At 60.7% G+C, this 26077-nt stretch carries 20 protein-coding genes and 1 pseudogene; 5 read left to right on the forward strand and 16 right to left on the reverse strand.

Features of this window, described 5'->3' with window-relative positions; all coding sequences use genetic code 11:
• The 10 genes from EBB59_RS11495 to EBB59_RS11535 all read right to left on the reverse strand — a co-directional run.
• On the reverse strand, positions 1 to 2610 hold a 2610-nt coding region (locus EBB59_RS11495; RefSeq protein WP_147455572.1), incomplete at its 3' end, for a phospholipase effector Tle1 domain-containing protein.
• 14 nt (positions 2611 to 2624) lie between these two features.
• Complete coding sequence (locus EBB59_RS11500) at positions 2625 to 3173, reverse strand: hypothetical protein (RefSeq protein ID WP_122102297.1); 549 nt, start codon at positions 3171 to 3173, stop codon at positions 2625 to 2627.
• A 188-nt stretch (positions 3174 to 3361) separates the two neighbouring features.
• Positions 3362 to 3907, reverse strand: coding sequence for a hypothetical protein (locus EBB59_RS11505; protein WP_122102298.1), 546 nt, complete (start codon positions 3905 to 3907; stop codon positions 3362 to 3364).
• Positions 3908 to 4096: 189 nt separating this feature from the next.
• Positions 4097 to 4645, reverse strand: a complete 549-nt coding sequence (locus EBB59_RS11510) for a hypothetical protein (protein ID WP_122102299.1) — start codon at positions 4643 to 4645, stop codon at positions 4097 to 4099.
• A 27-nt stretch (positions 4646 to 4672) separates the two neighbouring features.
• Positions 4673 to 4831: a hypothetical protein gene (locus EBB59_RS13900; RefSeq protein ID WP_158601794.1), complete on the reverse strand. Its 159-nt coding sequence runs from the start codon at positions 4829 to 4831 to the stop codon at positions 4673 to 4675.
• 5 nt (positions 4832 to 4836) lie between these two features.
• Positions 4837 to 5379 carry a hypothetical protein gene (locus tag EBB59_RS11515; protein ID WP_122102300.1) on the reverse strand — a complete coding sequence of 181 codons (543 nt, stop codon included), beginning with the start codon at positions 5377 to 5379 and terminating at the stop codon, positions 4837 to 4839.
• A gap of 27 nt (positions 5380 to 5406) precedes the next feature.
• The gene (locus tag EBB59_RS11520; RefSeq protein WP_122102301.1) at positions 5407 to 7158 is read right to left on the reverse strand and encodes a hypothetical protein; all 1752 of its coding nucleotides are present in this window, start codon (positions 7156 to 7158) and stop codon (positions 5407 to 5409) included.
• A 226-nt stretch (positions 7159 to 7384) separates the two neighbouring features.
• Entirely contained in the window at positions 7385 to 7726 is a 342-nt protein-coding gene (locus EBB59_RS13515; RefSeq protein WP_147455573.1) for a hypothetical protein, read from the reverse strand.
• On the reverse strand, positions 7723 to 8043 hold the full coding sequence (locus EBB59_RS13520) for a hypothetical protein (protein ID WP_147455574.1): 321 nt from the start codon (positions 8041 to 8043) through the stop codon (positions 7723 to 7725). The genes EBB59_RS13515 and EBB59_RS13520 overlap by 4 nt, the downstream gene beginning before the upstream one ends.
• Before the next feature lie 861 nt (positions 8044 to 8904).
• The gene (locus EBB59_RS11535; RefSeq protein WP_211327740.1) at positions 8905 to 10290 is read right to left on the reverse strand and encodes a serine hydrolase domain-containing protein; all 1386 of its coding nucleotides are present in this window, start codon (positions 10288 to 10290) and stop codon (positions 8905 to 8907) included.
• 218 nt (positions 10291 to 10508) lie between these two features.
• On the opposite strand from EBB59_RS11535, the gene EBB59_RS11540 reads away from it, so the two are divergent.
• From EBB59_RS11540 to EBB59_RS11550, 3 genes are read left to right on the forward strand one after another with little or no spacing between them, the layout of a single operon-like run.
• Complete coding sequence (locus EBB59_RS11540; protein ID WP_122102337.1) at positions 10509 to 11852, forward strand: NTP/NDP exchange transporter; 1344 nt, start codon at positions 10509 to 10511, stop codon at positions 11850 to 11852.
• Between the two features lie 5 nt (positions 11853 to 11857).
• Positions 11858 to 12175, forward strand: coding sequence for a hypothetical protein (locus tag EBB59_RS11545; RefSeq protein WP_147455575.1), 318 nt, complete (start codon positions 11858 to 11860; stop codon positions 12173 to 12175).
• The gene (locus EBB59_RS11550) at positions 12105 to 12824 is read left to right on the forward strand and encodes a metallophosphoesterase (protein WP_147455576.1); all 720 of its coding nucleotides are present in this window, start codon (positions 12105 to 12107) and stop codon (positions 12822 to 12824) included. The genes EBB59_RS11545 and EBB59_RS11550 overlap by 71 nt, the downstream gene beginning before the upstream one ends.
• 377 nt (positions 12825 to 13201) lie before the next feature.
• Here EBB59_RS11550 and EBB59_RS11555 read toward each other — a convergent pair.
• A pseudogene (locus EBB59_RS11555) lies at positions 13202 to 13640 on the reverse strand (hotdog fold domain-containing protein).
• A 110-nt stretch (positions 13641 to 13750) separates the two neighbouring features.
• Positions 13751 to 16231 carry an acyl-CoA dehydrogenase gene (locus EBB59_RS11560; RefSeq protein WP_122102305.1) on the reverse strand — a complete coding sequence of 827 codons (2481 nt, stop codon included), beginning with the start codon at positions 16229 to 16231 and terminating at the stop codon, positions 13751 to 13753.
• A gap of 173 nt (positions 16232 to 16404) precedes the next feature.
• On the opposite strand from EBB59_RS11560, the gene EBB59_RS11565 reads away from it, so the two are divergent.
• Both EBB59_RS11565 and EBB59_RS11570 read left to right on the forward strand, forming a co-directional pair.
• Complete coding sequence (locus EBB59_RS11565) at positions 16405 to 16995, forward strand: TetR/AcrR family transcriptional regulator (RefSeq protein WP_122102338.1); 591 nt, start codon at positions 16405 to 16407, stop codon at positions 16993 to 16995.
• Positions 16996 to 17065: 70 nt separating this feature from the next.
• On the forward strand, positions 17066 to 18826 hold the full coding sequence (locus EBB59_RS11570; RefSeq protein ID WP_122102306.1) for a phosphoenolpyruvate carboxykinase (GTP): 1761 nt from the start codon (positions 17066 to 17068) through the stop codon (positions 18824 to 18826).
• Between the two features lie 134 nt (positions 18827 to 18960).
• Here EBB59_RS11570 and EBB59_RS11575 read toward each other — a convergent pair whose 3' ends face one another.
• The 4 genes from EBB59_RS11575 to EBB59_RS11590 form a co-directional block, all read right to left on the reverse strand.
• Positions 18961 to 20253 (reverse strand): putative 2OG-Fe(II) oxygenase, encoded by a 1293-nt coding sequence (locus tag EBB59_RS11575; RefSeq protein WP_122102307.1) that lies wholly within the window; start codon positions 20251 to 20253, stop codon positions 18961 to 18963.
• 23 nt (positions 20254 to 20276) lie between these two features.
• A complete protein-coding gene (locus tag EBB59_RS11580) occupies positions 20277 to 22250 on the reverse strand; it encodes an O-linked N-acetylglucosamine transferase, SPINDLY family protein (RefSeq protein WP_122102308.1) in 1974 nt (657 codons plus the stop codon).
• Positions 22243 to 23241: a class I SAM-dependent methyltransferase gene (locus EBB59_RS11585; protein ID WP_158601795.1), complete on the reverse strand. Its 999-nt coding sequence runs from the start codon at positions 23239 to 23241 to the stop codon at positions 22243 to 22245. Before EBB59_RS11585 ends, EBB59_RS11580 begins: the two co-directional genes overlap by 8 nt.
• A gap of 79 nt (positions 23242 to 23320) precedes the next feature.
• Positions 23321 to 25984, reverse strand: a complete 2664-nt coding sequence (locus tag EBB59_RS11590; RefSeq protein WP_147455577.1) for a TonB-dependent receptor plug domain-containing protein — start codon at positions 25982 to 25984, stop codon at positions 23321 to 23323.
• Positions 25985 to 26077: the final 93 nt, after the last annotated feature.

Raw genomic sequence — 26077 nt, forward strand, 5'->3', positions numbered from 1 at the left:
GAGCGCCCGCTGCGCCCGGATGTCCTGCCGCGCCTGTTGGATGTCGGCATCGGTGGTGAGGGCGGCGACGCGGATGACGCCATCGTCATCGCGGCGCAGATGGGCGATGGTGCTGTGGACGTCGTATTTGCCGGTGGCGTTCGGGTCGAGCGCGAGGGCGGTGTTGGCCGGGTCAAGCCCGGCCCGGGCACGGGTGGTGTTCACCGCCAGATGGACGGCGGCCAGTGTTTCGGTATGGGGAGCCACGCCGTGGCTGGCATAAGTATTGGCGAGGTGGGCGAGGTCGCGTTGCTCCTGGGTCGGGGTTTGCCAGACGGGTAGGGCGGCCATCGTCCGGGCGTGCTGGGCCAGTTGAGGTCGTAGCGCGGCGCGGGTGGCCGTGAGTTCGGCGGCGATAGGGCCGCTGGCCACTTCATGGCCGTGCCGCCACAGGCCATCGTTGCCGCGTTGGTAGGGGCGGGCGTTGGAGGCTTGTAGGTGGTTGGGGTCGCGGGCGGTGTGAATGGCGGCCGGGATGGAGACGGTCTCGATGTTCGCCCAGCCATTGAGCCGGTGGGCCACGTCGTAGCGGGCGGCAAGGGCGGCGGGGCCGTGGGCGATATTGGCCTGGATGACGTCGGCGGCCTGGCGGTCGAGTTGGGCGGCGCGTTCGGGGTTGGCCACTTCCGGCTGATAGTGATAGCCGCCATTGGGCCGCGCGTCGGTGGCGCGGTTGCGCTGCCATTGCTGGGTATCAGGGTCGTGCAACCACGGGGCGGGGGTAAGGCTGGGGCGATCCTGGTCGTTGGCGTCCAGGCGGTAGGGATTACGCGGGGGCGGCAGGCGGGCAAGACCGATTTCCACGGACTGATTGGAAGCCTTGTAATCCAACTCGCGGCGGGTGTCGAAATCGGCGGCGAACGCTTGCGGAGCGGCCTGGCCGTCGGCGTCGAGGTCGGCTTGCAGGGGGCTGACCCACTCGCGGCGGTTGAACGTCCATTGCCGGCCGAGGGCGTCGGTCTGGGTGGCGACCTCGCGGGCGTCGAGGCGCCGCATGGCTTCTTCGGACAACACATAGCCGGCGATACCGCCCGCGATTCCCCCGGCGACCGCGCCATATACGCCCCGCCGTCCCCCCAGTTCGGCGCCGAGTTTGCCCACGGTATACGCGGCGACCCAGGCGTTGGCATTATTGACGGCATAATCGCGCAATTCGTGCTTCGCGCCGAGCAGATTATCCTGAGCCAGGAGAGTATCGACGCGCTGGCCGGTGTGCATGGCGTCGGTAATGCTGGCGATGGCGCCGACGGCCCCCAAAGCGCCCGCGGCCCTGACGCCGGGGCGCTGGTGCATGGGGGGTTCGTAGGGCTTGAACTCCACAGGCCCCATTTGCCGCAACCGCGTTTCCAGCGTTTCTCCCTCGGTCAATGCCGGTGCGGACACCTGGGCCGTGCGTTGCACGGGTTGCGCTTCGCTCAGCATAGGACGCAACTCGGCCCGCAGGGGTTCCGGTGATTGTGCGGGAGCATGGGCGAGCATGCCTGGAGAGGTATGGTGTGAATAATCCGATGCGAGTTGCCGCACTTGCCCGGCAGGCAGGGCGCGCTCCATCTTGGGGGCGGTACGGAAAAGTAGATTGCCCTCTTCGGAGCGATGGATGACGTTCATCCTGGGGTCTTCCGGCTCGTGCAGGCGTGGCAGGATCGAGTCGCCGAGCAGCCGGTTGTGATAATCGGTCATCAGATTGAAGCTGCGGATGCCGAGCCCGTTGCGGATATAACTCCCGCCGACATCGGAATGCGCGCCGGCCACGGTGACGTTGAGGAATCGGCCATCCTCGGATAATCCTTTAGGGATGATCTGGTCGACTGGAAACAGCCCCCGACGCTCGTTGGCGGCGGTGATCTGGAAACCGGAAACGGTCGAAGACGGCAGCCTGCGGTCGAGCATTTCCATATAGCCGGTGGGCACCGGGTCGTATAGGCCGACGGTGAGTGGGGTTTGGCCGGGTGGTTGGAGGAAATGGGGAAAACTCTTCACCTCGTTACCTTGCGCATCCAGGGTGATGACAGGCCGATCAAGATCGGGAATACCTCTTTCGTCGATCATCCTTGCCAGTAATGGCACCTGGCTGGCGCCTCGACTGAAGCCTTCCAGGTGGATGGCGATCTTTGCATGGGGGTCCGCCTCGTAGATTTTTTGTGCTCGTATAAAAAGGCGGTCATACATTTCCTCGGCGCGGGCCAGGCTGGTATAGCCTGTGGCGCTATCTACGCCCTTTTCAAAAAAGTTTGTCTGCGTGCCTGGGCCCTCAATATATTCGTAATAAATTCTCGATCCGGTTTTTGAATTTATTATGTCGCGTATTTGTTCACGGAACTTCGCCACATTGGTGGCATGCACTGGGTCTTGAGCAATGTCATTTCCAGTGCCGTCCATCAATCCGATCAGTAAGTGCGAGTGAACATCGTTTGGATCGAATAGTTGGGGGGCTTTGAACTTGGATAGCTGATCGGAGGCTTGGTCGAAGCTGCGTAGATGTTCAGGCGTTGCCTCGTAGTGCGAGACATCGTCCATGGGTAAGCCATCCTGGCCCAGCATGAGGGAAACTTTCTTACGGTGCTCGGTCATGTCGCTCACTCCCCTTAATAGGTTTTTGTCCAGGCTAGTAACATGTCATAGTGGGATATTATTTTGTCTGGGCATTCAATGGGGTCTTCTATTATGTTTGTGGGGACGCGAGCTTCAATATAAATATTGATGGTGCGGTCGTTGATCTCTAGATAGATCCACGCATGGTGCTTCATGTGAGTGGCCCAGTATTCATCAACACTTTCGCGTGGCACGTTATGCAGGATTTCATGCCCCGGGAAGACCGTCTCCAGGTCTATCTCCGTTTCGCGTTCGATGCCATCCAATGCCGTCCATTTGATGTCGACAGGCGAAGGGAATCCGCGAGTCTCGAATTCTTCCGTACTGCCAAATCCCGCATTCCAGTGCTCCTTCCAGTCAGGTCTGTGTGGCTCCCCGGAAGGCCCATTTAGCTCTCTGGTTAATGCAAATTGTGTTCGATCAAAAATGATGCTGCATCTGAGTGTGTTGTGGCATCGTGCGTCGAATGAATAACTATCGAACCGGAGCGGCCACGGCTCTTTCGGTTCTTTTCGTCTGAAAAGGTTATCGATGATCTTCATGGTCTGGCTTCCTGGGTGGGGGTGTTTTCACAGGGATAGCTGAGGGGCTTTGAACTTGGATAGCCGATCGGAGGCTTGGTCGAAGCTGCGCAAATGTTCAGGTGTCGCCTCGTAGTGCGAGACATCGTCCATGGGTAAGCCATCCTGGCCCAGCATGATTGAGACTTTTTTAGTCATTGTTTCGCTCCCTAAAACGTTTTGGTCCAGGCCAGTAAAAGGTCGTTAAGTATTTCATGACTTTCCGGTTCGTCTGGTGCATTTCTCAGGTTTTTCGTGCGCACCATCGACTTCATATGGAAGTTGATAGTTCGGTCGTTGACTTCTAAGAAAATTTCGGCATGATGCCCCTTGCCAAAGAATCCTCCCATAGCCCACCACGGCTCCAAATCCGCCTGCTTGGCGTTATGCAGGATTTCATGCCCCGGGAAGACCGTCTCCAGGTCTATCTCCGTTTCGCGTTCGATGCCATCCAATGCCGTCCATTTGATGTCGACAGGCGAAGGGAATCCGTGAGTCTCGAATGCTTCCGTACTGCCAAATGAAGCACTCCAATTCTTCGGAGGACGGGGTTCTCCAGAAGGTCTGTCCAAGTATATGGAGTGTTGGTAGCGGTCAAAAATGACGCTGCATTTGAGCGTGTTGCAGCAATGCACGCCGAATGAATAACTATCGAACCGGAGCGGCCACGGCTCTTTCGGTTCTTTTCGCCTGAAAAGGTTATCGATGATCTTCATGGTCTGGCTTCCTGAGTGGGGGTGTTTTCACAGGGATAGCTGAGGGGTTTGAACTTGGATAGCTGATCGGAGGCTTGGTCGAAGCTACGTAGATGTTCAGGTGTTGCCTCGTAGTGCGAGACATCGTCCATGGGTAAGCCATCCTGGCCCAAAGGGATCAAAATTTTCTTTGGCATTACCATGGCTCCTTTAATACGTATTCGACCATGCAAGCTTCATGTCGGCGCGTACGACAATGGCTTTATGATCATTGCTCGGATCTTTTAAGCGATTGGTTGCTACGAGTGCCTTGATATAAATATTGATTGTGTGATTATTGACTTCGAGGAAAATCCAGGCATGGTGTCGTTCATTTGCGGCCCTGTACTCATCAATCTCTTCCCTGGGAACATCATGAATGATTTCATGCCCCGGAAATACCGTCTCCAGGTCTATCTTCGTTTCGCGTTCGATGCCATCCAATGCCGTCCATTTGATGTCGACAGTCGAAGGGAATCCGTGAGTCTCGAATTCTTCCGTACTGCCAAATCCCGCATTCCAGTGCTCCTTCCAGTCAGGTCTGTGTGGTTCCCCAGAAGGCCCATTTAGCTCTCTGGTTAATGCGAACTGTGTTCGATCAAAAATGATGCTGCATTTGAGTGTGTTGTGGCATCGTGCGTCGAATGAATAACTATCGAACCGGAGCGGCCACGGCTCTTTCGGTTCTTTTCGCCTGAAAAGGTTGTCGATGATCTTCATGGTCTGGCTTCCTAGGTGGGGGTGTTTTCACAGGGATGGCTGAGGGGCCTTGAACTTGGATAGCTGATCGGAGGCTTGGTCGAAGCTACGTAGATGTTCAGGCGTTGCCTCGTAGTGCGAGACATCGTCCATGGGTAAGCCATCCTGGCCCAGCATGAGGGAAACTTTCTTACGGTGCTCGGTCATGTGGTTCACTCCCCTTGGTAGGTTCTTGTCCAGGCCAGCAACATGTCACGGTGAGATATTATTTTGACCGGGCATCCAATGGGGTCTTCTATTATGTTTGTGGGGACGCGAGCTTTTATGTAGATATTGATGGTGCGGTCATTGATTTCTAAGTAAATTCGTGCATGATGCTTCATGTGAGTGGCCCAGTATTCATCAACACTTTCGCGTGGCACGTTATGCAGGATTTCATGCCCCGGGAAGACCGTCTCCAGGTCTATCTCCGTTTCGCGTTCGATGCCATCCAATGCCGTCCATTTGATGTCGACAGGCGAAGGGAATCCGCGAGTCTCGAATGCTTCCGTGCTGCCAAATGAAGCACTCCAATTCTTCGGAGGACGGGGTTCTCCAGAAGGTCTGTCCAAGTATATGGAGTGTTGGTAGCGGTCAAAAATGACGCTGCATTTGAGCGTGTTGCAGCAATGCACGCCGAATGAATAACTATCGAACCGGAGCGGCCACGGCTCTTTCGGTTCTTTTCGCCTGAAAAGGTTATCGATGATCTTCATGGTCTGGCTTCCTGAGTGGGGGTGTTTTCACAGAGACGGCCGGTCTGGCGCTGTCCCCGCACGGATCGATGTTTGCCGTTCGCCACGGATGTTTGCGGTTGCTGCTCGTTTCCCTCGCGGCCAGCATAACCGGCGTGGTCTGCGGGTGTGGACGTCGTATTTGCCGGTGGCGTTCGGGTCGAGCGCGAGGGCGGTGTTGGCCGGGTCGAGGCCGGTCCGGGCGCGGGTGGTATTCACCGCCAGATGGACGGCGGCCAGTGTTTCGGCATGGGGAGCCACGCCATGGCTGGCATAGGTATTGGCGAGGTGGGCGAGGTCGCGTTGTTCCTGGGTCGGGGTTTGCCAGACGGGTAGGGCGGCCATCGTCCGGGCGTGCTGGGCCAGTTGAGGTTGCAGGGCGGCGCGGGTGGCCGCGAGTTCGGCGGCGATAGGGCCAGTGGCTACTTCGTGACCGTGCCGCCACAGGCCGTCGTCGCCACGCTGGTAGGGGCGGGCGTTGGAGGCTTGTAGGTGGTCGGGGTCGCGGGCGGTGTGGATGGCGGCCGGGATGGAGACGGTCTCGATGTTCGCCCAGCCATTGAGCCGGTGGGCCACATCGTAGCGGGCGGCAAGGGCGGCGGGGCCGTGGGCGATATTGGCCTGGATGACGTCGGCGGCCTGGCGGTCGAGTTGGGCGGCGCGTTCGGGGGAGGCCACTTCCGGCTGATAGTGATAGCCGCCATTGGGCCGCGCATCCGTGGCGCGATTGCGCTGCCATTGCTGGGTATCAGGGTCGTGCAGCCACGGGGCGGGGGTAAGGCTGGGGCGATCCTGGTCGTTGGCGTCCAGGCGGTAGGGATTACGCGGGGGCGGCAGGCGGGCAAGACCGATTTCCACGGACTGGTGGGTGGCCTTGTAATCCAACTCTCGACGGGTGTCGAAATCGGCGGCGAACGCTTGCGGGGCGGCCTGGCCGTCGGCGTCGAGGTCGGCTTGCAGGGGGCTGACCCACTCGCGGCGGTTGAACGTCCATTGCCGGCCGAGGGCGTCGGCTTGGGTGGCGACCTCGCGGGCGTCGAGGCGCCGCATGGCTTCTTCGGACAACACATAGCCGGCGATACCGCCCGCGATTCCCCCGGCGACCGCGCCATATACGCCCCGCCGTCCCCCCAGTTCGGCGCCGAGTTTGCCCACGGTATAAGCGGCGACCCAGGCGTTGGCATTATTGACGGCGTAATCGCGCAATTCGTGCTTCGCGCCGAGCAGATTGTCCTGAGCCAGAAGGGTATCGACACGCTGGCCGGTGTGCATGGCGTCGGTAATGCTGGCGATGGCGCCGACGGCGGCCAGTCCCTTGATCGCTGGATGGCCGTGCAGGTTGGGTGTGCGATTGACGTTGCTCAAAATGCCAATCGGTTCACCCAGTCCTTTGGCGACGACGAGTTGATCGTGCAGAGCAAGGTCGTTGCCGATACGAGTGATGTGGACGGCTTCGGAAAACAGCGCTCGATTGGGGACGAGATATTGCTCCGCACCGCCAGCCCGGGTCACGAGGCCATTCAATTCGGATGTGGGGGCGATTGAACTGATGAAGACCTCCGTCGGCCCCTTGGGGGTGATGCGATAGAGGTCGTAGACTTGCGCCTCGCTGGCAATTGGCAGGCCAAAGCGATCGTTGAGCCTGTGGCCCTGGGCCAGGGTGGTTTCGAACTCGGATTGCTTGGAGAAATAAGGGGAGTATGGGGAAACTTTCTCGCCTACGGGGACGATCTTGGTCAGGGGCTCGTCGATGATCTCCATACGGGGAAGTTCCCGGCCGGACATGAGTTGGCCGATAGCACGATCATTAATTTCTCTCATGGATGCATTTGGGTCTGCCTCGATAAGCTTTTTTTGATAAATTCTTCCCTCTGCTGTTAGTAAATAACTCTCAACCTCTTGGGTGCTTACTCCAAGCGTCTTGAAGGTTTTGGCTTCATCAATATCAATATTTCGTCTCTGTCTAACATCGTCTGGAGTCAAGGAGTTATTCATTATTAAATCTCCTTCTCATTTCCTCCAGTTGTTCAATGTTTTTCTTTTCCTTGTCGGTTAGCCCGCCCCTTAATTCTATTCTGAATTCTGTATATGCAGATCCGACACTTGGGTTGCTGTAGGGAATAAAAGCGCCGTCAGAAAAACTGTAGGCTCCGGGGACATCTTGTCTTTCTATCGGTAATGACACCCTTCCTGCTTTGGCGTCTTTAATCAACGGGGATAGGCTTTGCAATAATTCTTGAATATCTTTTATGCCTGGATATTGCCTTAATACCCATTCCAGGTGCTCGGCGGCAGCCTTAAGCCTTTCTGGGTTGATGGTCTTTGTCATGACGTTGCTCTCTGCTGATTGGTAAATTGTTGTCGGTTATTTCTACAGGCTTGGCGAGGTATGGCCTGAATAATCAGATGCGAGTTGCCGCACTTGCCCGGCAGGCAGGGAGCGCTCCATCTTGGGGAAGGCCCGAGCAACTTGCTGTCGGGCATGAACTGGGAGTGGCTGAGCTTGACACTGCTACGAAGGGTATTGAAGCAGCGCACCCCGAAAGAGAGTGACTCAAAACGCAACGGCCACGGTGTGGGGATGGGCGTGAGCTTGGCCCGTTCTTCCTCGGATAGGTCGGATAGATAGACGAAACGCTTTTTCATGCGGGTCTCCCGGTGTTTGCCGCTTGCCGTTCGCCGCTGATGTTTACTGTCGCTTCCCGCTTCCCGCTTCCCGCTTCCCGCTTCCCGCTTCCCGCTTCCCGCTCCCCGCTCCCCGCTCCCCGCTCCCCGCTCCCCGCTCCCCGCTCGGCCAGCATAACCGCTCTGGCTTGCGACCGTGGACGTCGTATATGCGCTAGTATCAGTCGTTATGCGTGCTGCACGAAGCGTCTCCCGCTATCGGCAAGCACGCGTTGACGGGTGGCCGCCCGTCGCACATCCACGCCACGCCGCAAGCCTTGAACTCCGCGAAGAGTACCGCCGTAGCGCAATCGTTCGGTATTCCTTTTTGTTTCCATGGCGCGGCGCTTTTTCGTCGATGCGCGCGAATAGCCGGTCCGTGCCACAGGCCGCCAGGTCGGCCCGCGCTGCGGTCCAGGTAGGCGATCTCTTGTTTGCGTTTGTAGCCGTTTTGGGTGGCCAGTGGCCCGTTTTCGCAGGTGAGTTGTCAGGGGAACGGGCATCCGGGCCAAGTGCGTTGGGCTGTCCCTGCTTGCCCCGAACACTTAAGTGTGGGCTGTTGTTGGTCATGGCTTTGAAGCGACCGGTCTATAGCCATCGCTGGGGCTGCTGCTAGGTTGCCTGCAAAGGCGGAAACTCATGGGGAATCAAGCACCAGTGTGCTTTGGCCCGCGCATTCAGGGGGGCGTTGAACATCGGGCGCAAGTCGCGCTTGCGTTGCCGCGCTTGCGGGGCCATCACGGCCAGGTAAGGGGGCGGCGGCCCATTTTTTGTCGGAATCGACAGTGGCATAAGAGGGCTTTATCCCGGCGCGATGTATTGGCCGGAAACCAATGTCATGCTCTAGCGCGGATTGCTACTGCCAGTGGCGCTGGCGCCCTCGGCCATGTCCTCGAAAGCGTTGGCGCCGGGTATGCTTTCCAGCTTCAGCCAGCTCACCTGGGGCAGGCCAATGGCGCTATCGAGGATGGTCGGCAACAGGCCCGAGGGCAGGCTGCTTTCGCTGTTCCACAAGATCGCCACGCCCAGGTCGCGACCGGGTAGGAGCGCCATTGCCGCTCGATAGCCCTGCACTGCGCCGCCGTGGAAATAGAGCGGCTGGCCGGCGTAGTGGTAAACGCGCCAGCCGATGCCGTAACCAGCCGCGGTCAGGCGCTCGCGTCGCCAACTGGAGCCGTTCATTTCGCCCGGCGTATCGATGAGCGGGGTGTGGATGCTGCTCAACACCTGCGTGGAGAGCACGTCGGGGCGGTGCCCGGTTTGCGCCACCAGGTACTGCGCCATGTCGTGGATGCTGGCGTTGATGCCGGCCGCCGGTCCCAGCCGATAGTAGGTGGGCTTGGGCATCAGCGGACGCCAGCCGGCGCCACCGCGCACATGCGGCTTGGCCCAGCGCGGGCTGCGGGCGATGCCTTCCAGGCCCAGGCTGGCGTCGTTCATGCCCAATGGCTTGAAGATGCGGCGCTGGATGTTGTCGTCGTAAAGCTGGCCGGTGGCGGCGTGAACCACGTCGCCGAACACGCTGAAGGCGACGTTCTGGTAGGAATAGCATTCGCCCGGCCCACAGCGCAGCGGTGCTCTGGAAAGCTTGGCGCGCGCGTCGTAGTAGCTGGCATTGCCCTCGATATCGCGGTCGAAGGCGTTGCGCGGCAGGCCGGTGCTCTGGCTCAGCACGTTGGCGATCGACAGGCGTTGGGTGTAATCGAGGTTCTGTAGGCGGAAGCCGGGCACGTAGCGGGTGACGGGTTGCTGCCAGGCCAGGGTGCCTTCGTCCACCAGCATGCCGGCCAGTGTGCCGGCGAAGGATTTGGACAGCGAGGCCAGGCGGAACACGGTATGCGCATCGACCGGCTCCGGGCGCACGGTATCGGTGATGCCGTAGCCGCGCGCGGAGAGCACCTGGCCGTTCTGGACGATGGCGACGGCCAGACCCGGCACGCGCTGGTTGGCCACCAACTGCTGTGCCAGCGATTCGAAGGTGTGGACATCGAATGGCAGTGGCGCCGTCATCCCCGGCTGCGGATAGAGCGGCGCCTGTTGCTGGCGTTCCTGCAAGTAGCGGTCCAGCGGGGAACCCGGCTGTGCCACCGCGGGCGTGGCGGGTGGCTGGGGCTGGTTGGCGGGCCAGTGCGGATTGCTCTGGGCGGGCGAAACCGAGGCGACCGGCAGCAGCATGGCCAAGCCGCCGATTTGTAGGCCCGACAGGGCGCGACGGAGACGATTCGGCATGGCGGGTCTCATCGGGTTCGTTCCTGCGACATGGGCTGGAGGCATACTAGACCTTGGCTCTGGAAAGTGCATGAACAGGCATAGCTTGTTGTCGCAGGCGGTTGATTTCATAGGGGTATGCCTTGTCCGCGAAGGCCGGGTGGGCGTGACGGCGCGGGCCACGCTGGCCTGTGCGGCCTGCTTCGGCTAACGTGCGCGCCATTCGTATGGAGTCGCATATGCCGGAGCCGGTCGCCAACCAGGAAGTCTCCGCCCTTGCGCGCCTGCGCGAAGAACTGGCGGACTCGCCACCGCTGTGGTGGGCGCTTCTTTATTTCTTCTGCCTGCTCTGTGGCTATTACGTGCTGCGCCCGGTGCGCGATGCCATGGGTGCGGCCGGCAACGCCGTCACGGTGTTCCCGCGGGCGTGGATTGAATGGGCCGGGTCGCATGGCTGGGCGCTCAAGGATTTCACCTTGCAGATCCTGTTCACCGGCACTTTCATCGTCATGCTGGCGTTGCAACCGTTTTACGGCGCGCTGGTGGCGCGTTTCCCGCGCCGGGTGTTTCTGCCGATGCTGTACCTGCTCTTCATCGCCTGCCTGCTCGGTTTCTGGTGGGCGTTCGATCGGCAGATTTCCGGCCGGGGCGCGGTGTTCTTCATCTGGGTGGCGGTGTTCAACCTGTTCGCGGTGTCGGTGTTCTGGAGCTATATGGCCGATGTCTTCTCGCACGCGCAGGCCAAGCGTGTGTATGGCTTCATCGGCGCCGGCGGCACCATCGGCGCGCTGGTCGGCCCGGCGATCACCCGCGAGATGGTCGGGCGCATCGGCGTGGACAATCTGCTGCTGATCTCGGCCGGGTTCCTCGTGGTTTGCCTGCTGTGCATCGTGCAGTTGCGGCCGTGGGCGCAGCGGCGCGAGGGCGTGAGGTGGCCGGGCAACCGTGGCGAGGCGATGGGCGGCTCGATCTGGGCGGGGTTGAGGCTGGTGGCGCGCGATCCGTTGCTGGCGGCGCTGGCGATGCTGATGTTCTTCGGGGTTGGCGTCGGCACGCTGCTTTACAACGAACAGGCGGCGATCGTGAAGCTGGCCTATCCCGACGAGGCTTCGGCGACGCGCTTCTATTCCACCATTGACTGGGCGATCAACATCGTCACCATCGTCGTGCAGTTGTTCGTCACCCGTTGGTTGCTGCGCCGGCACGGGCTGGCGCCGGCGCTGCTGATCCCGGTCTTCGGCATTCTGATTGGCTATTGCGTGCTGGCGATGTCGCCCTTGCCGCTGTTCGTGGCGATCACCCAGGTGCTGACCCGCGCCGGCGAGTTCTCGCTGGCCAAGCCGGGCCGCGAGACCCTCTACACGCGGGTCGACCGCGAGTCGCGCTACAAGGCCAAGGCTTTTATCGATACCGCCGTCTACCGTGGCGGCGATCTCGGTTTCGTCTGGCTGCACAAATGGCTGGCGACGTTCGGCTCGCGGGCGGTGTTCGTGGCCGGCATCGGCGTGGCGCTGGCGATGCTGGCAAGCGCCTGGCAGGTACTGCGGCGGCAGAAGGCGCTCCAGGAGCAGGTCGAGCGGTGAAGCGCATGCGCCTGCCGCCCCGTTTCGTGCTGGCCGTGCGGGTGGTGTTCGTGGCCGGTATCCTGCTGGGCTTGTACGCGTTATCGATTGAGACACGCTGGTTGACCGAGCGTGCGTGCGCGCTCGAACTGCGCGGCTGGTCGAGCGCTTGCGAGGGCCTGCGCATCGATGTCGCCGCCGATTTGCATACCGGCTCGTTTGGAAATGGCACCGGCCAGATCGACACGGTGGTGGCGAAGCTCGTCGCCAGCGATGCCGGGATCGTTCTGCTCGGGCGATTACGTTACCTTCAAGGTGCTGTTCGGCGACTATGTGCCGGGTGAGGTGATCGCCGAGCATCTGAGGTCGCTGACGGCGAAAAAGCGCGTCTATGGCGTACTTGGCAACCATGATTGGTGGAAGGGCGGCAAGGCGGTGGCGCGGGCGATGCGCGCGGCGGGTGTGGAGATGATCGATCACCGCGCGGTGCCGGTGACGGCGGGCGAGTGTCACTTCCAATTGGTGGGCCTGGGCGACGAAATGGAGGACCGCTCCGATATCGCCACCGTGTTCGCGCCAGTGCCGGCGGGCGCGCCGGTCGTGGCGCTGACGCACGAATCGGCCACCTTCGCCCGCCTGCCGGCGCGGGTGGCGCTGACCGTCAGCGGGCATACCCACGCCGGCCAGGTCAACCCGTTTTCATCGCCGTGGCGGACTTCCGGGTTCAGGCCCGACTCGTACTGGCTGAGTGGGCAGGTGCGCGACGGTGAGCGGCTGCTGTTCGTCACGCCCGGTATCGGCACCAGCATCCTGCCGCTGCGGCTTGGCGTGCGCCCGGAAATCTCTTGGCTGACTCAGCGCCGCGAACCATGGAGCGGCAGCGAATGGCGGCGCGCCCAGTACACACCGCGTTCAATGCGCGCACCCGTGGCCGGTTGGCGCGGAGGAACACGAATCGCTCGATCGGGCGGCCGCTCCAGAACAGGCGCATGAAGCCAGGCGGGTGGCCGGCGAATGCTATAGGCGGGCCACGATACCCACGCCAAGCGCGGCTTGAGGATAGGAATGATCGCGCGGTCGGTCGACGGGGCGAATGGCCGCGGGCGTGGCCGGTGGAAGCGCCGCCAGAACGCGGGATGGCACCGCCCGAGTAGGCCGCCAAGAAATCCTGCACGTCGATGATGTTGTCATGGATGTCGTTCACGGCCGAGTGGGCCGCTTAGAAAGATTTGTGCCAGGAAGTGGGGCGCGCGGCGGGGTGCATGACCGCGTAGGCTGCTTGGAAATCAAGCGTTAGGTCGGCGCAGCCGTGGGCCAGGTTCACGGCCGCATAGTGCGCTTCGCGGGGCGCGCCGCCGGCAGCCGGCCGGTCATGCCGCGTGGTCGCGCGCGGCGGGCGATATCCACATTGCGATGTGGGCGCGGAATACTTCCCGGCCGGTCGGATCAGTCACCGAGACCAGAAACGACGGCGCGTAGCCGGCCTCGGCCACGCGCGGGTCGGCTTCAGGTGTCGCCACCGCGGTCATCCGGCCGCGCGCTTTTTTCAGGTATCCCACCTGCATGCCGCGAGGGATCCAGCGCATGCCGGGGGGGGGGGGGTCGCAGGCCAGGCCGCCGATCAACTCGGCCAGATTGCACAGGGCGATGGCATGGACGCCGCCGAGATGGTTGCCGATCGCGCGGCGCTGGCGCATCGAGGCGATGCCGCGGCCCGGCCGCAAATTGCTCGACGCGCGGGACGATGCTGGAGAAACAGGGGGCTTTCAGGCAGACCAGCCGGCTGAACAGCCAGCGGCCGCCATGCAGGTGGGAGAGGCGATTTCAAATGGCGGGGAGGTCCATGCGCGGCTCCGAGAGCGACTCCTGAAAAGACGATCCCCGCGCGCGGCGGGGATCGGTGGGGATGAAAGAGGGGATCAGGCCACTTCGCGCCGTTGGCCCTCCTCGCGGGCGACGAGATCGGCATAGCCTGCCGAGCGCAGTTCCTCGGGGTCGAAGTCGTCCACCGTGATGGTGTCGAGCGTCAGCACCCGCAGTTCCTTCAATTGGGCCGCCTCCTCGCCGGTAATCCAGCCTTCGCGCACGCCTTCGGCCAACTGGTCGTCGAATTCGAGCGCTTCGATGTCGCTGTTCTTCAACGCCTTCTGGAACTTGCGTTCGACCGGCTCGGCCAGCACGAACTTCGGCAGATAGCTGACGATGCGGCCGGCCGGGTTGTTCTCGGTCGGAGTGGTGAACACGCCGCGGGCCAGGCGGTCGCGGGCGTCGGATGGCGTCATCAGCAGGCTGGCGACCTTGTGGCTCAGCCGGTCGGAGGGCGCCTGGGCGCGGCGGCCCCACGGGAAGATGATCGGCCACAGCAGCCACGCCATCGGGCGCGCCGGGAAGTTGCGCAGTGCGGTGGACAGCGCGGTCTCGATCTTGTTGACCGAATCGTGCACCGCCCAGGCCAGCAGCGGGTGGTCGCTCTCCGGGCGGCCTTCGTCCTCGTAGCGTTTGAGCATCGAGCTGACGATGTAGAGCTGGGACAGCACGTCGCCCAGGCGGCCCGACAGCGATTCCTTGAATTTCAGCTTGCCGCCGAGCAGCAGCATCGACACGTCGGCCATCAGCGAGAGGTTGGCGGAATAGCGGTTGAGCTTGCGGAAGTAGCGGCGGGTGTAATCATCGCCCGGCGCGCTGCCGAACCTGGCCCCGGTCAGGCCGAACCAGCAGCTGCGCACCGCGTTGGAGATGGCGTAGCCGACGTGGCCGAACAGCGCCTGGTCGAAGGCGTCGATGCGCTCACCGCGCTCGGCGATCTGCACGGCCTTCATCTCCTTCATCACCCACGGGTGGCAGAGGATCGCGCCCTGGCCGAAGATCATCAGCGAGCGGGTCATGATGTTGGCGCCTTCCACCGTGATGGCGATCGGCGAAGCCTGCCAGGCGCGGCCAGCGAAGTTGCGCGGGCCGAGGATGATGCCCTTGCCGCCGATCACGTCCATCACGTCCTTGGCGACGATCCGACCCATTTCTGTGCAGTGGTACTTGGAGATGGTCGAGGGCACGGCCGGGTTCTCGCCGCGCGCCACGGCGGCGGCGGTGGCTTGCGACAGCGCGCTGATCGCATAGGCATGGCCGCCCATCCGGCACAGCGCTTCTTCCACGCCTTCGAAACGGCCGATCGACAGGCCGAACTGCTTGCGGATGCGGGCGTAGGCGCCCACCGTGACCGCGCCCATCTTGGCGCCGCCGCTGGCGGTGGAGGGCAGGGTGATGGAACGGCCGATGGACAGGCATTCCATCAGCATTCGCCAGCCCTGTCCCGCGTACTCCTCGCCACCGATCAATTGCGACAGCGGCACGAATACGTCGCGGCCCTTGATCGGGCCGTTCTGGAACGGGGAATTGAGCGGGAAGTGGCGGCGGCCGATCTCCAGCCCTTCGACGTCGCGCGGCACCAGCGCCAGCGAAATGCCGATGTCCTTCTTGTCGCCGAGCAGACCGTCCGGGTCGTACATGCGGAAGGCCACGCCGATCAGCGTCGCCACCGGGGCCAGGGTGATGTAGCGCTTGTTGAGGGTCAGCTTGATGCCCAGCACCTGGGCGCCGTTCCACTCGCCCTTGCAGACGATGCCGTAGTCGGGGATCGACGTGGCGTCGGAGCCGGCGAACGGGCCGGTCAGTGCGAAGCAGGGCACTTCGCGGCCATCGGCCAGACGCGGCAGGTATTGGCGCTTCTGCTCTTCGGTGCCGTATTGCATCAGCAACTCGGCAGGCCCCAGCGAGTTCGGCACGCCCACCGTCGAGCTGACCACGGAGCTTATCGAGGCCAGTTTCTGGATCACCTTGTGGTTCATCAGCGCGGAGAAGCCCAGGCCGCCGTATTCCTTTGGAATGTTCAAGCCGAAGAATTTGTTGCGCTTGATGTAGTCCCAGAGGTGCGGCGGCAGGTCGGCGCGGACGTGGTCGATCTCCCAGTTGTCGACCATCCGGCACAACTCCTCGGTGGGGCCGTCGAGATAGGCTTGCTCCTCGGCGGTCAGCTCGGGCTTGGGCTGGTCGAGCAATTGCTTCCATTCCGGCATGCCGGAGAACAACTGGCCCTCGAAGCCCACCGTACCCGATTCCAGCGCGGTGCGCTCGGTATCGGACAGCGGCGGCAGGATGCGCGTATAGAAGGCCAACAGCGGCGAAGTCACCAGCGCCTTGCGCACCGGCGCGATCAGCAGTGGCAGCGCGACGATGGCGGTGATCGCCGCGGCCACGGTGATCGCCGTGGTATTGGCGCCAAGCAGCCAGCAGGCGACCAGGCCGGTGGCGGTCAATGCCGCCCACACCGCTAGACGCCAGCGATGGTAGGCGGCCAGCGCCGCGGCCACCAGGATGACAAGGAAAGGAACGACGATGCTCATACTGCACTCCCGGAGCTGGATGGCAGGGTTTCGGATAAGGATGGAGGAGGTTGCGTCATGACTTCATCAACCTGATGACGCATCCATACGGAAAAGTATGGATTGGTTTGGCGGCTGTCAAGCTGCACTGCCGCATACGCATTCAGACACTTCCGTATGGTTACAATGGCGAGATGAACGACACCGCCAAGAAATCCGAACGCAGCGGCCGCCTGAGCGCCGACGACTGGGCGCAGGCCGCGCTCGAACAGATCGCCGAACAAGGCGTTTCCGCCGTCGCGGTGGAACCGCTGGCGCGCAAGCTGGGCGTCACCAAGGGCAGCTTCTACTGGCATTTCCCCTCGCGCGATGCGCTGCTGCAAGCGGCGCTGGAGCGTTGGGAAACGCATGAGCAGGAAGAAGTGTTCGGCCAGCTCAATGGCTTGTCCGACCCGGCCGAGCGCCTCGGCGCGCTGTTCAAGCTGGTCGCCCACGAGGTGCAGTCCCACGTCATCTACAGCGAATTGCTGAAGGCGCTGGACAATCCTTCCGTACAGCCGGTGATCGGCCGCGTTTCCAAGCGCCGCATGGACTACCTGACCGCCGCCTTCCGCCAGGCCGGTCTCGACGCCACCGACGCCCAGCATCGCGCGCGCCTGGCGTACGCCGCTTACGTCGGCTTCCTGCAACTCAACCTGCAACTCGGCCAGCGCGACATGCAGCGCGAGGAATTCGAGGATTACGTCGACCACATGCGGGCGACGCTGATTCCGCACAAATCCTGAGCGCGGCATCGTCCCGCGCCGTTGTGCCGGAATTTCCGGCCCTACGCCATCGCCAACACACGGATACGCCATGACCGCCACCACCAGCCAGCTTGCGTCGCTCAACCAGTGGATCGAGGAAGTCGCCCGGCTGACCCGGCCCGATCGCATCCACTGGTGCGATGGCGGCGATGCGGAGAACCAGGCGCTGATCGCCCGGATGCTTGAAGACGGCACGCTCCTCAGGCTCAACCAAGAGACCCACCCGAACAGCTACCTGCATCGCTCGCATCCGGACGACGTCGCCCGTGTCGAGCATCTCACCTTCGTCTGCACCGCCAAGCGTGACGACGCCGGCCCCAACAACCACTGGATGGAACCGGCCATCGCCCGCGAGCAGATGCGCGGGCTGTTCGAAGGCTGCATGCGGGGCCGCACCATGTACGTCGTGCCGTACTGCATGGGGCCGATCGATTCGCCGCTGTCGCGTTGCGGCGTGGAGATCACCGATTCGCCGTACGTTGTCGCCAACATGCGCATCATGACCCGCATGGGCGAGGCCGCGCTCAAGCGTATCGAGCGCGAAGGCGGCTTCGTCAAGGGCCTGCACTCCATCGGCGAGCTGAACCCCGACCGCCGCTTCATCATGCATTTCCCGGAAGAGCTGGAAATCCAATCCTTCGGTTCCGGCTATGGCGGCAACGCCCTGCTCGGCAAGAAATGCCACGCGCTGCGCATCGCCAGCCATCAGGCCCGCGGTGAAGGCTGGCTGGCCGAACACATGCTGATCCTCGGCATCGAAAACCCGCGGGGCGAGAAGCACTACATCGCCGCCGCCTTCCCCAGCGCCTGCGGCAAGACCAACCTCGCCATGCTGATCCCGCCGCGGGGCTACGTGCGCGATGGCTGGAAAATCACCACGATCGGCGACGATATCTGCTGGATGCGTCCCGGCCCCGACGGCCGCCTCTACGCGATCAACCCGGAAGCCGGCTTCTTCGGCGTCGCGCCCGGCACTTCGGAAAAATCCAACCCGAACGCACTCGCCTCGCTGCAAAAGAACGCCATCTTCACCAACGTTGCCGTCACCGACGACAACCAGCCGTGGTGGGAAGGACTCGACAAGCGCGCGCCCGCCACCGACTGGAAAGGCAACGCTTTCGATCCCGCCTCGGGCAATCCCGCCGCGCACCCCAACTCGCGCTTCACCGTCAGCGCCAGGCAGTGCCCGAGCTGGTCGCCGATGGCCGAAGACCCGCGGGGCGTGCCGATTTCGGCGATCGTCTTCGGCGGCCGTCGCGCTTCATTGGTACCGCTGGTGTTCGAAGCCCGCGACTGGACCCATGGCGTCCTGATCGGCGCCGCGATGGGCTCCGAAACCACGGCCGCCGCCACCGGCGCGGTCGGCGTGATGCGCCGCGACCCCATGGCGATGAAGCCCTTCTGCGGCTACAACTTCGCCGACTACTTCAATCATTGGCTGTCGTTCGACAAAGCGGGCGCCAACCTGCCCAAGGTCTTCCACGTCAATTGGTTCCGCAAAGGTGAGAGCGGCGATTTCCTCTGGCCGGGCTTCGGCGACAACATGCGCGTGCTGGAGTGGATGCTGAAACGCGTCGAAGGCAAGGCCGGCAGTATCGAGACACCGATCGGCCATCTGCCGAAGATCGAGGACGTCAACCTCGACGGTGTCGAGTTGACCCCCGAGGCCCGCGAAAAGCTGTTCGATTACGACCGCGAAGGCTGGGCCCATGAACTCGCCAGCATCGGCGAATACCTCGACGAGTACGGCGCGCGGATGCCGGAGGCGTTGAGGGATGAGCAGCGGCGGACAGCAACAGCGTTGGGTTGATAGGTCTGGATCAAGCTAGGATGGACTGAATAGCGCCCGATTCGGCACATATCCGAGACTGGGGCTGCCAAAACAGATAATTTGCATGATGGATTCTGAGCTGATTCTGTGATGTTGGAGCATCCTTGGGTTGTTCAGTGACTCGCCAGCGGGATCACATCGAATGCCAAACTGATGCGTGGACGGTTGCCGCGATAGGGGCGAGTGTGGTGGAAAAAGTACGAAGGGAAGCTGAGCAATTGTCCACTGGCGGGGGTGTACACATCCTCGCGTGGTGACAGACAGGCTTGGCTGGCCGGTGGATGGCCAAAGATCAATTGGCCGTCACATGCATCTTCGGCATCGCCGCTATCGAGATAAAACACGCCACTCATCCACCCAGCGGGATGGATGTGTGGACTTTGGTGTCCATCGTGATGAAGAACGGTGGCCCATGATTGTAAACGCCAGCGCTGTGGTATGTGGCTGGCCCAGGGATGAGAACGCAATGCTGAATTATTTCCAATCGCGGCGATCCGTGCGGCTACGTGTTGTTCAATCAAGTGCCCGTAATCGGCGAAGGCTGAGTTCCGGCTCAAATCCAGCATCACGCTTTGTTGGCCGTGGTGGGTGGAACGTCCGGTAGGCTCCCAGTGCAGTGATGGATGGGTGAGTGTGGCATCGCGCAAGGCTGAAATATCTAGAGCATGGTTTGTGTCCGGTTGCGGGCTAAGCAACTGTGGGTAATTCATCAGCTGATCCACCAGCGCGGTATCCCCCAAAGCATCGGCGGCCATGTACAAGCCGGCCAAGGCGGTTTGATCCAATGGACTGATTGCGAACGCGCGCTCGAATCGCAAGCGGGCTTCATCGACACGACCACTGGCCAACAGTGCCATGCCATGGTCGGTGAGGGTAGCTGGATCATGGCTTGCGTGTTGTTCGCAGTGCGAGAGGGCATGGAGGGCTTCTTCGGTTTGACCGGCGCCTCGCAGGGCATTGCCTAGGCTACGTAGGATTGCCAGATTGCTGGGTGCCAATTGTTGTGCGATACGCAAGCTGACAATGGCTTCTGTGTAGTGCTCCATGCGTAGCAGCAGAATACCGGCATTGGCATGGGCATCACTTACTGCCGGCTGCAAACACGCTACATGACAGAAATCTGCCAGGGCTTCTTCGGTGGCATCCACCGCGTTATGTGCTAGTGCGCGGTTGAACAACACTGCGGGATTATCCGGTGAAAGCCGTAAGGAGGCGCTGAAATCGACAATGGCGGCGTACATGTTGTTCAATCGCATCCGTGCCATGCCGCGCAGATACAACAACTCAGGTTGGTTAGCATCGGTGGCCAATGCGCTATCTAGCAAGACAATCGCCGTTGAGTTGTGACCCCGCCGGAGGGCGGTGTGTATGTTTTCCAGCAGGCGATTGACAGGTGGTGTGCCCATGATGGTAGGTGATGTTGCCGTGTTCAGTCGTGAAGTGGTTGCGAATGCGTGATCCAACTGACTGAGCCAGCAATTAATTCCGATGAGATGCGTTCTATTTCGGCTGCACAGCGACGTGGTGAGAGCAGATCGAACTTACTCACTTGCAGGGCAAGCTGTTGCCGTACGGTAGCCAGTTGCTCGCTATTATTTGCCAAGGTGGTGGCTCGCCTGATGTATTGCTCAGTATCGTTGCACAGCAGTTCATCCATGCCTAGATAGTGGTTGATCCCGGCACTCATCCGCGCTGCTGGCGTATTGCCTGCCACGGTGAGGAGTGGCAAGCCGGCAGCTATCGAGAATATCGCGGTGGCGCCCGCTTGATAGCGAAAAGCATCTAGAAACAAATCGCAACTGGCGGCGCGTTGCAGTTGTTCATCAAACGAAACTGCTTCGACAAATTGCAGTCGATTCAGGTCGCCGCCAAGCATATGCCAGGCTTCTAGAAAACCGGATCTGCTAGGTAAGTTGCGCATGAAAACCAGCAAATGCGCCTTTGGTGCACCCTGTAGGATACGTACCCAGGCGGAGAGCAGTGTGGTATCTAGTTTGTAGCTATTGTTGAAGCTGGCTAGGATCGGTGAGTCATGTGGGAAACCAAATTTTGCCCGGTCGGCTTTTGCTTGTGCGGGTTTCCATGCTGGAAACATCGGGGAGTCAATCCATATGATGCGATCCCGATACGGCCAATCGATGCTGGCTGGTGCGCAATACCTATCGAGGATGATGCCATCCAGCCAGGGCGCTTGTTGGCCGTGGATAAACCCCAGCCAGCCAAGCTGATGTTTGGCCGGGCGCATCGCTAGTACTTCGGGTTTTGCGCCTAGTGTATAGCCGCCCAGATCGATTAACAGATCAATGCCATCTCGGTGAATTCTCTGGGCGATTTCCGCAGCGGACATCGATTCGCACATTACGAAATGTTCAACGTCAATAGCGATCTCACGTGCTATCTCGTCCTGATGATCGTGCAGGCTGTAGGCAAATACTTCGAAGCCATCACGCTGGTGGGCTGCAAAATGCTGACGCAATAGCTGACCGACTGCATGGTTGCCTAAATCGGGCGAGAGATAACCAATGCGAATGCGATTGCCCATGTGTGCTGGGGGTGTGGAAGGCAATTCGATGCATGAGGCTTCGGCACGTTTTACCACGCGCGCGGCGTAGGTTGTCAATGCATCGCGCTTGAACGCTTCCGGTAATGGCAAATAGCTGAGCGGGAACGGTTCAATATGGTTGGCATCAAATTCATGGTATGGGTGGGAGGTGAGCTGTGCGACAGTGGCGCAGATGTCTTCCACTTCCTGCAAGTGGCACATTTGGGCGCAAACATTGGCTAGCCGCACTAAAATATCAAGCCGTCCCGGCGTGAGTTTGTTCGATTCCAAATAGTAGGCACGGGCGGCGGGCAAGTCGCCTGAAAGTTCGGCGCATATGCCGATATTGATGATATCGGTGGGCTGTGCCTGTGCAGACCGATGGTAGGCAGTTGCGGCTTCATGGTAGCGGCGCTGTGCCTGCAAGGATTCGCCCAGATAGTGCCAGGCCTCCGCAAAATCAGGGGCCAGTTGCAAAGCCTTGCGCAGGGCCGGCTCGGCGATGGCATGCTGGCTGTTCAACACGTACAGGCTGCCCAACATCAGCCAAGCGAGCGGGTGGTTCGGTAATAGTTGGGCTGCTGCCTTGGCGGCATGCAAGCCATCGCTAAATTGCTGTTGGGTGCGTAATACCGTAGCCAATGCCAACATTGCTTCGGGATGTGAATCGGCTTGTGGCGGGATGGCGGCTAACAGCAGGCCGGCGTCGTCGGGGCGCCCGTCTTGCAGTAAGGCGATGCCCAGATCAAACATCAGTTGGTGGTCGTGTGGTGCCTTCTGCAAGGCCTGCCGATAGAAGGTGACAGCCTGCCCGAGCTTGCCAGCTTGATGTAGTTGCCGTGCGTGTGTGGCTTTATCCATAACGGGCGGTCAAGCTCCAGCCCATTCGAATACCCTCTGCCTGCGTGATGGGGGTAGTTTCCACCACAAGTCCACGCTGGCGAAACCAGCTGGCAATGATGTTTAGGCGCTCAACACTGAGCAGGGCCTGTTGCAGATCGTGCAAGCGCTCATACTCGGCTTCTAGTCCGTCTCGCCAATCAGCGATGCGAGCATCAATGCCTGCATGGTCTGCGTGTTGAGCCATGTGCAGGATGTAGGCAATCTGTTGGGCGGATTGTGTCAGCACATGGGCTTTGGGGGTTTGATCGAGCCGATCCATTAACGAATGGACGGTATGATTGAATGCCAGCCGAACCCGTTCGGCGGCTGGGTTATCAGCCAACGCACGGCGTGCGGCGGGGGTGGCATGCTCGGCCAGTAATCCGGCCATCGCGCGGATGTTATCGAACAGGCTGCTATTGAGTAGGTAATCGATAGCATCGAGCTGAATTGGTGCGGTATGCGCCACTACTGAATCGTCGCTGTGTAGGATGAGGCCGATGCAGCCATCCCGTGCCAACACGCGGACAAGTTCGGCTGCCGTGGACTCGTTTGCGTTGTATTCAAAGCCATATTGCGAGCAGAGTAGATTGGCCGAGTTATCGCGGAATGGTAGTTTGGATATCGAGGTGCGGGGATGGAAGTGAATGTCCATCGATAACGGGTCAATGGTGATTACATCGCGTACGGGGTCTATATCAGCCAGGTCCACGCCGTGGATATCAAGTGCGATACCGTTTTGCTTGCCATACTGAGCTGCAAGGAGTGCCAAAGCACCGTTGCCGGTGGCTAGGTCGATTACCTGATCGCCGCTGTTCAGCGACTGGAACAGATCACCCCAGAAGCGGGCGATGGCGCCATCGTAGTTACCAGCGATGGCTGTAGCGCAAGAGTGTAGTACGCCACGCCGCCACAGGCGTGTCCATGCGTCAGCTTGTGCTGGCGTGTCGAATTCAAGACTGTTCTTCATCCGGGGATGATATGGCAAAAAAGAAAGCGGCCCGCACAAGTCGGGCCGCTCGTTTGTCACTACAGCATCACAACGGCAATCAGAAGCTTTGCTCGTAGCGGATGTATGGGGTGCGGCCCCAGATGTTGTAGATGGTGTTGTCGTAGTACGGGAAGCCGAACAGGCTGTCATTGAACGGAGGCATCTTGTTGCCGATATTGCGAATACCCAAGGTGACCTTGCCCTTCCACGGTGTGGCGACCGAAACTTGGCCGTCAAACGTGGTCCAAGACGGCAGGGTGGTGGCTGGTGTGCCATCGCTGCTGCCGGAGATGTAGTTGGTGATCAGGGCGGTACTAATCACGCTCTTATCCCAGCCGAGATACAGTTGGCCACGGTCCTTCGGAATACCGGCAGTGCCGGCCTGCTTCTGGGCCACGGTGTCGCCGATCGGGGTGAAGTTGCGCTCGATCACATGCGACCATGCTAGCTTGCTGCTGAAACGGCCCATAGTGTCGGTTTCAATACGGTAGCTTGCTTCGAAATCAAGGCCACGAGTGGTGCGCGATGCGCCATTGTCAATTGGCAACAGGATAAGGTTGGGAGCGCCTGGCAGGGTGACACCGGCGGCCGGAGTGAACGGATCAGAACGCGTCACGCCGTAGCCAGGACGTCCTTCATCGCCGTACTTGAACGCCAGTGCGCGCGGTACGGTGGTGATGATGTTATCAATCTTGATGTCGTAATAATCAAGTGCGAACGACAGGGTATTGGTCGGGCTCCACACCACGCCCAACCCCCAGTTCTTGGATTCTTCCGGCTTCAGGTTGGGGTTGGACGAAATCAGCCATGTGTACTGATCACTGCTGTTGCAGGGATTGACCGGGTACGGCTGGTATGCTGTATTTCCCGACGCTTGGCGGTAGGCAGTCAGGGCATCGCATGCCAGCTTGTCGCCACCCGGAAGACCGGCGGAGGCCAGAGGCGGGCTGTTGAGGTTGGTGCTAGAGGCCGACCGATGCAGATCCATCAGGGTTGGTGCGCGGAAGCCCTTGCCCCACGAGCCACGAACCAGCAATGAATCCAGCGGACGGAATTCGAACGAAGCGCGCGGCGAGAACTTGCCACCCACGTCGCTGTAATCATCGTAGCGGCCAGCCACGGTGAGGTTCAGCGAATCGAGAACCGGGAACAATGCTTCCATGTAGACGGCACTGTACTTGCGGCTGCCGTTGCCGCCTGCGCCTGCCGAGCCGAACACTTTGCGGGCAGCACTCTGAGCATCGTAGGTTTGACTCAGAGAGTCTTGGCGGTGCTCGAAGCCGGTAACGAAGCTGGCGGCGCGATCACCGATATTAAACAGATCGAACGAAATATTACCGTCGATGGTTTTGCTGACCAGCTCGGACTCTACGAATACCGTGTGGGCAATCGATGGGGCGGCGGCGGCCACGCTTGGATGGGTCGGGTCGAACGGGTTGTAGGTACCGGAATCGATGGCTTGTTGCAATGCACTGCCGATACCGTAGTTGTAGTTCAGACTGGTCTGGGCGACGCGGCCATGACCAACGCCGATTTGCCAATCTGCGCCACCGAACCAGCCGTTGCTGCCGCGCAGGCCGAAGCTGTAATCGCGCATGGTGTCCCTGCGGATCGTGTCACGGGTGCCTAGCGGGGTGAAGCGGTAGTACAGAGTGCCATCCACGCCATAGGGGTTGAATGGGTTGTTGGCCGAGATGGTTGGCAGCATGCCGGGACCACGACCGCCATTGTCCACCGGTGCCGAGGCATACACGCCCATGCTGGAGGTGCGCGAGGAAATGGCGCGGAAGAAGAACGAGGTGTTGTCAGTGATGTTGTAGGTGGCATTAACCAGTAACGAGTCACGGGTCAGCGATGACTCGTTGGCAGAGGTGGCACCATGATCGAAACCACAGGTGGGATTGGGGCCGGTACCGGTCACGATGCTATTTTCAAAGCTGCCACAATTCGGTGCACCGACTAAACCAGTCTTGGAGCTGAGGAAATTGGCGGCGGAGTTGTAGGCGCTGGTGCCCCATGGCATACCGGCACCGGTCACGATGTCCTTGATGTCGCGGTTGTACATCATTTCGCGCTGTTGATGGTCAAGCACGAAGGTCACGTTGCCGCGGTCTGAACTGATACCACCGGAAATGCTGGCGGTGTTGCCGTTCGGTCCTACTTTCGGCATTTCATAGCCTGCGCTGAAATTCAGACCTTCAAAGTCCTTGCGCAGGATGACATTGATTACGCCGCCGATGGCATCGGAGCCATACACCGCACCCGCGCCTTCACGCAGGATTTCGATGCGTTCGACGGCAGCAGTTGGGATCAGGTTGATATTGGCGGCACCGCCGGCAAGCGCAGCCGAAGTGGTCATGCGACGACCATCCAGCAGCACCAGGGTGTATTGGGAACCCAGGCCGCGCAGGCTGATAGTAGCTTGCGAACCGGTAGCCGAGCCGGACGATTCGCGGGTCGAGCCGAAGGAGTTATACACGTTGTTGCGCAGGTAATCGGCAACCGAGATTTCACCGGCGGCGTCCAGTTCCATGCGGCTGATAACGGTGACCGGGTTCGGGCCTTCAACTTCAGCGCGCTTGATGCGTGAACCGGTCACTTCAACACGGTCAAGGGTCTTCGAGCCTTCCGAGTCCTGGGCTGAGGCGATATTGGGAATGGCGACGCCGACGGCAAGCGCGACGATGATCGCATCGCGAAGTTTGTGGGTTTTGAAGCTCATGATCTCTTTGGTCTCCAAGGGCTGGGACTGCAATAGGCAGGTCTTTCGTAAAGGCCATGCAAGGACCCGGTTGGGGGCCAGTGAGCATGGTCT

The organism is Solilutibacter pythonis (genome assembly GCF_003697345.1).
In the GTDB taxonomy this organism is placed as follows: Bacteria; Pseudomonadota; Gammaproteobacteria; order Xanthomonadales; family Xanthomonadaceae; genus Solilutibacter; species Solilutibacter pythonis.

Excerpts from the sequence above, each read along its gene's own strand:
- EBB59_RS13900 (WP_158601794.1), bottom strand. The coding sequence starts at position 4,831 with ATGACCGAGCACCGTAAGAAAGTTTCCCTCATGCTGGGCCAGGATGGC.
- EBB59_RS11570 (WP_122102306.1), top strand. The coding sequence starts at position 17,066 with ATGACCGCCACCACCAGCCAGCTTGCGTCGCTCAACCAGTGGATCGAG.
- EBB59_RS13520 (WP_147455574.1), bottom strand. The coding sequence starts at position 8,043 with ATGAAAAAGCGTTTCGTCTATCTATCCGACCTATCCGAGGAAGAACGG.
- EBB59_RS11500 (WP_122102297.1), bottom strand. The coding sequence starts at position 3,173 with ATGAAGATCATCGATAACCTTTTCAGACGAAAAGAACCGAAAGAGCCG.
- EBB59_RS11540 (WP_122102337.1), top strand. The coding sequence starts at position 10,509 with ATGCCGGAGCCGGTCGCCAACCAGGAAGTCTCCGCCCTTGCGCGCCTG.
- EBB59_RS11560 (WP_122102305.1), bottom strand. The coding sequence starts at position 16,231 with ATGAGCATCGTCGTTCCTTTCCTTGTCATCCTGGTGGCCGCGGCGCTG.
- EBB59_RS11550 (WP_147455576.1), top strand. The coding sequence starts at position 12,105 with ATGCCGGGATCGTTCTGCTCGGGCGATTACGTTACCTTCAAGGTGCTG.
- EBB59_RS11590 (WP_147455577.1), bottom strand. The coding sequence starts at position 25,984 with ATGAGCTTCAAAACCCACAAACTTCGCGATGCGATCATCGTCGCGCTT.
- EBB59_RS11585 (WP_158601795.1), bottom strand. The coding sequence starts at position 23,241 with ATGAAGAACAGTCTTGAATTCGACACGCCAGCACAAGCTGACGCATGG.
- EBB59_RS11575 (WP_122102307.1), bottom strand. The coding sequence starts at position 20,253 with ATGGGCACACCACCTGTCAATCGCCTGCTGGAAAACATACACACCGCC.
- EBB59_RS11545 (WP_147455575.1), top strand. The coding sequence starts at position 11,858 with ATGCGCCTGCCGCCCCGTTTCGTGCTGGCCGTGCGGGTGGTGTTCGTG.
- EBB59_RS11505 (WP_122102298.1), bottom strand. The coding sequence starts at position 3,907 with ATGAAGATCATCGATAACCTTTTCAGGCGAAAAGAACCGAAAGAGCCG.
- EBB59_RS11580 (WP_122102308.1), bottom strand. The coding sequence starts at position 22,250 with ATGGATAAAGCCACACACGCACGGCAACTACATCAAGCTGGCAAGCTC.
- EBB59_RS11535 (WP_211327740.1), bottom strand. The coding sequence starts at position 10,290 with ATGCCGAATCGTCTCCGTCGCGCCCTGTCGGGCCTACAAATCGGCGGC.
- EBB59_RS11565 (WP_122102338.1), top strand. The coding sequence starts at position 16,405 with ATGAACGACACCGCCAAGAAATCCGAACGCAGCGGCCGCCTGAGCGCC.
- EBB59_RS11520 (WP_122102301.1), bottom strand. The coding sequence starts at position 7,158 with ATGGAGATCATCGACGAGCCCCTGACCAAGATCGTCCCCGTAGGCGAG.
- EBB59_RS11515 (WP_122102300.1), bottom strand. The coding sequence starts at position 5,379 with ATGAAGATCATCGATAACCTTTTCAGGCGAAAAGAACCGAAAGAGCCG.
- EBB59_RS11510 (WP_122102299.1), bottom strand. The coding sequence starts at position 4,645 with ATGAAGATCATCGACAACCTTTTCAGGCGAAAAGAACCGAAAGAGCCG.
- EBB59_RS13515 (WP_147455573.1), bottom strand. The coding sequence starts at position 7,726 with ATGACAAAGACCATCAACCCAGAAAGGCTTAAGGCTGCCGCCGAGCAC.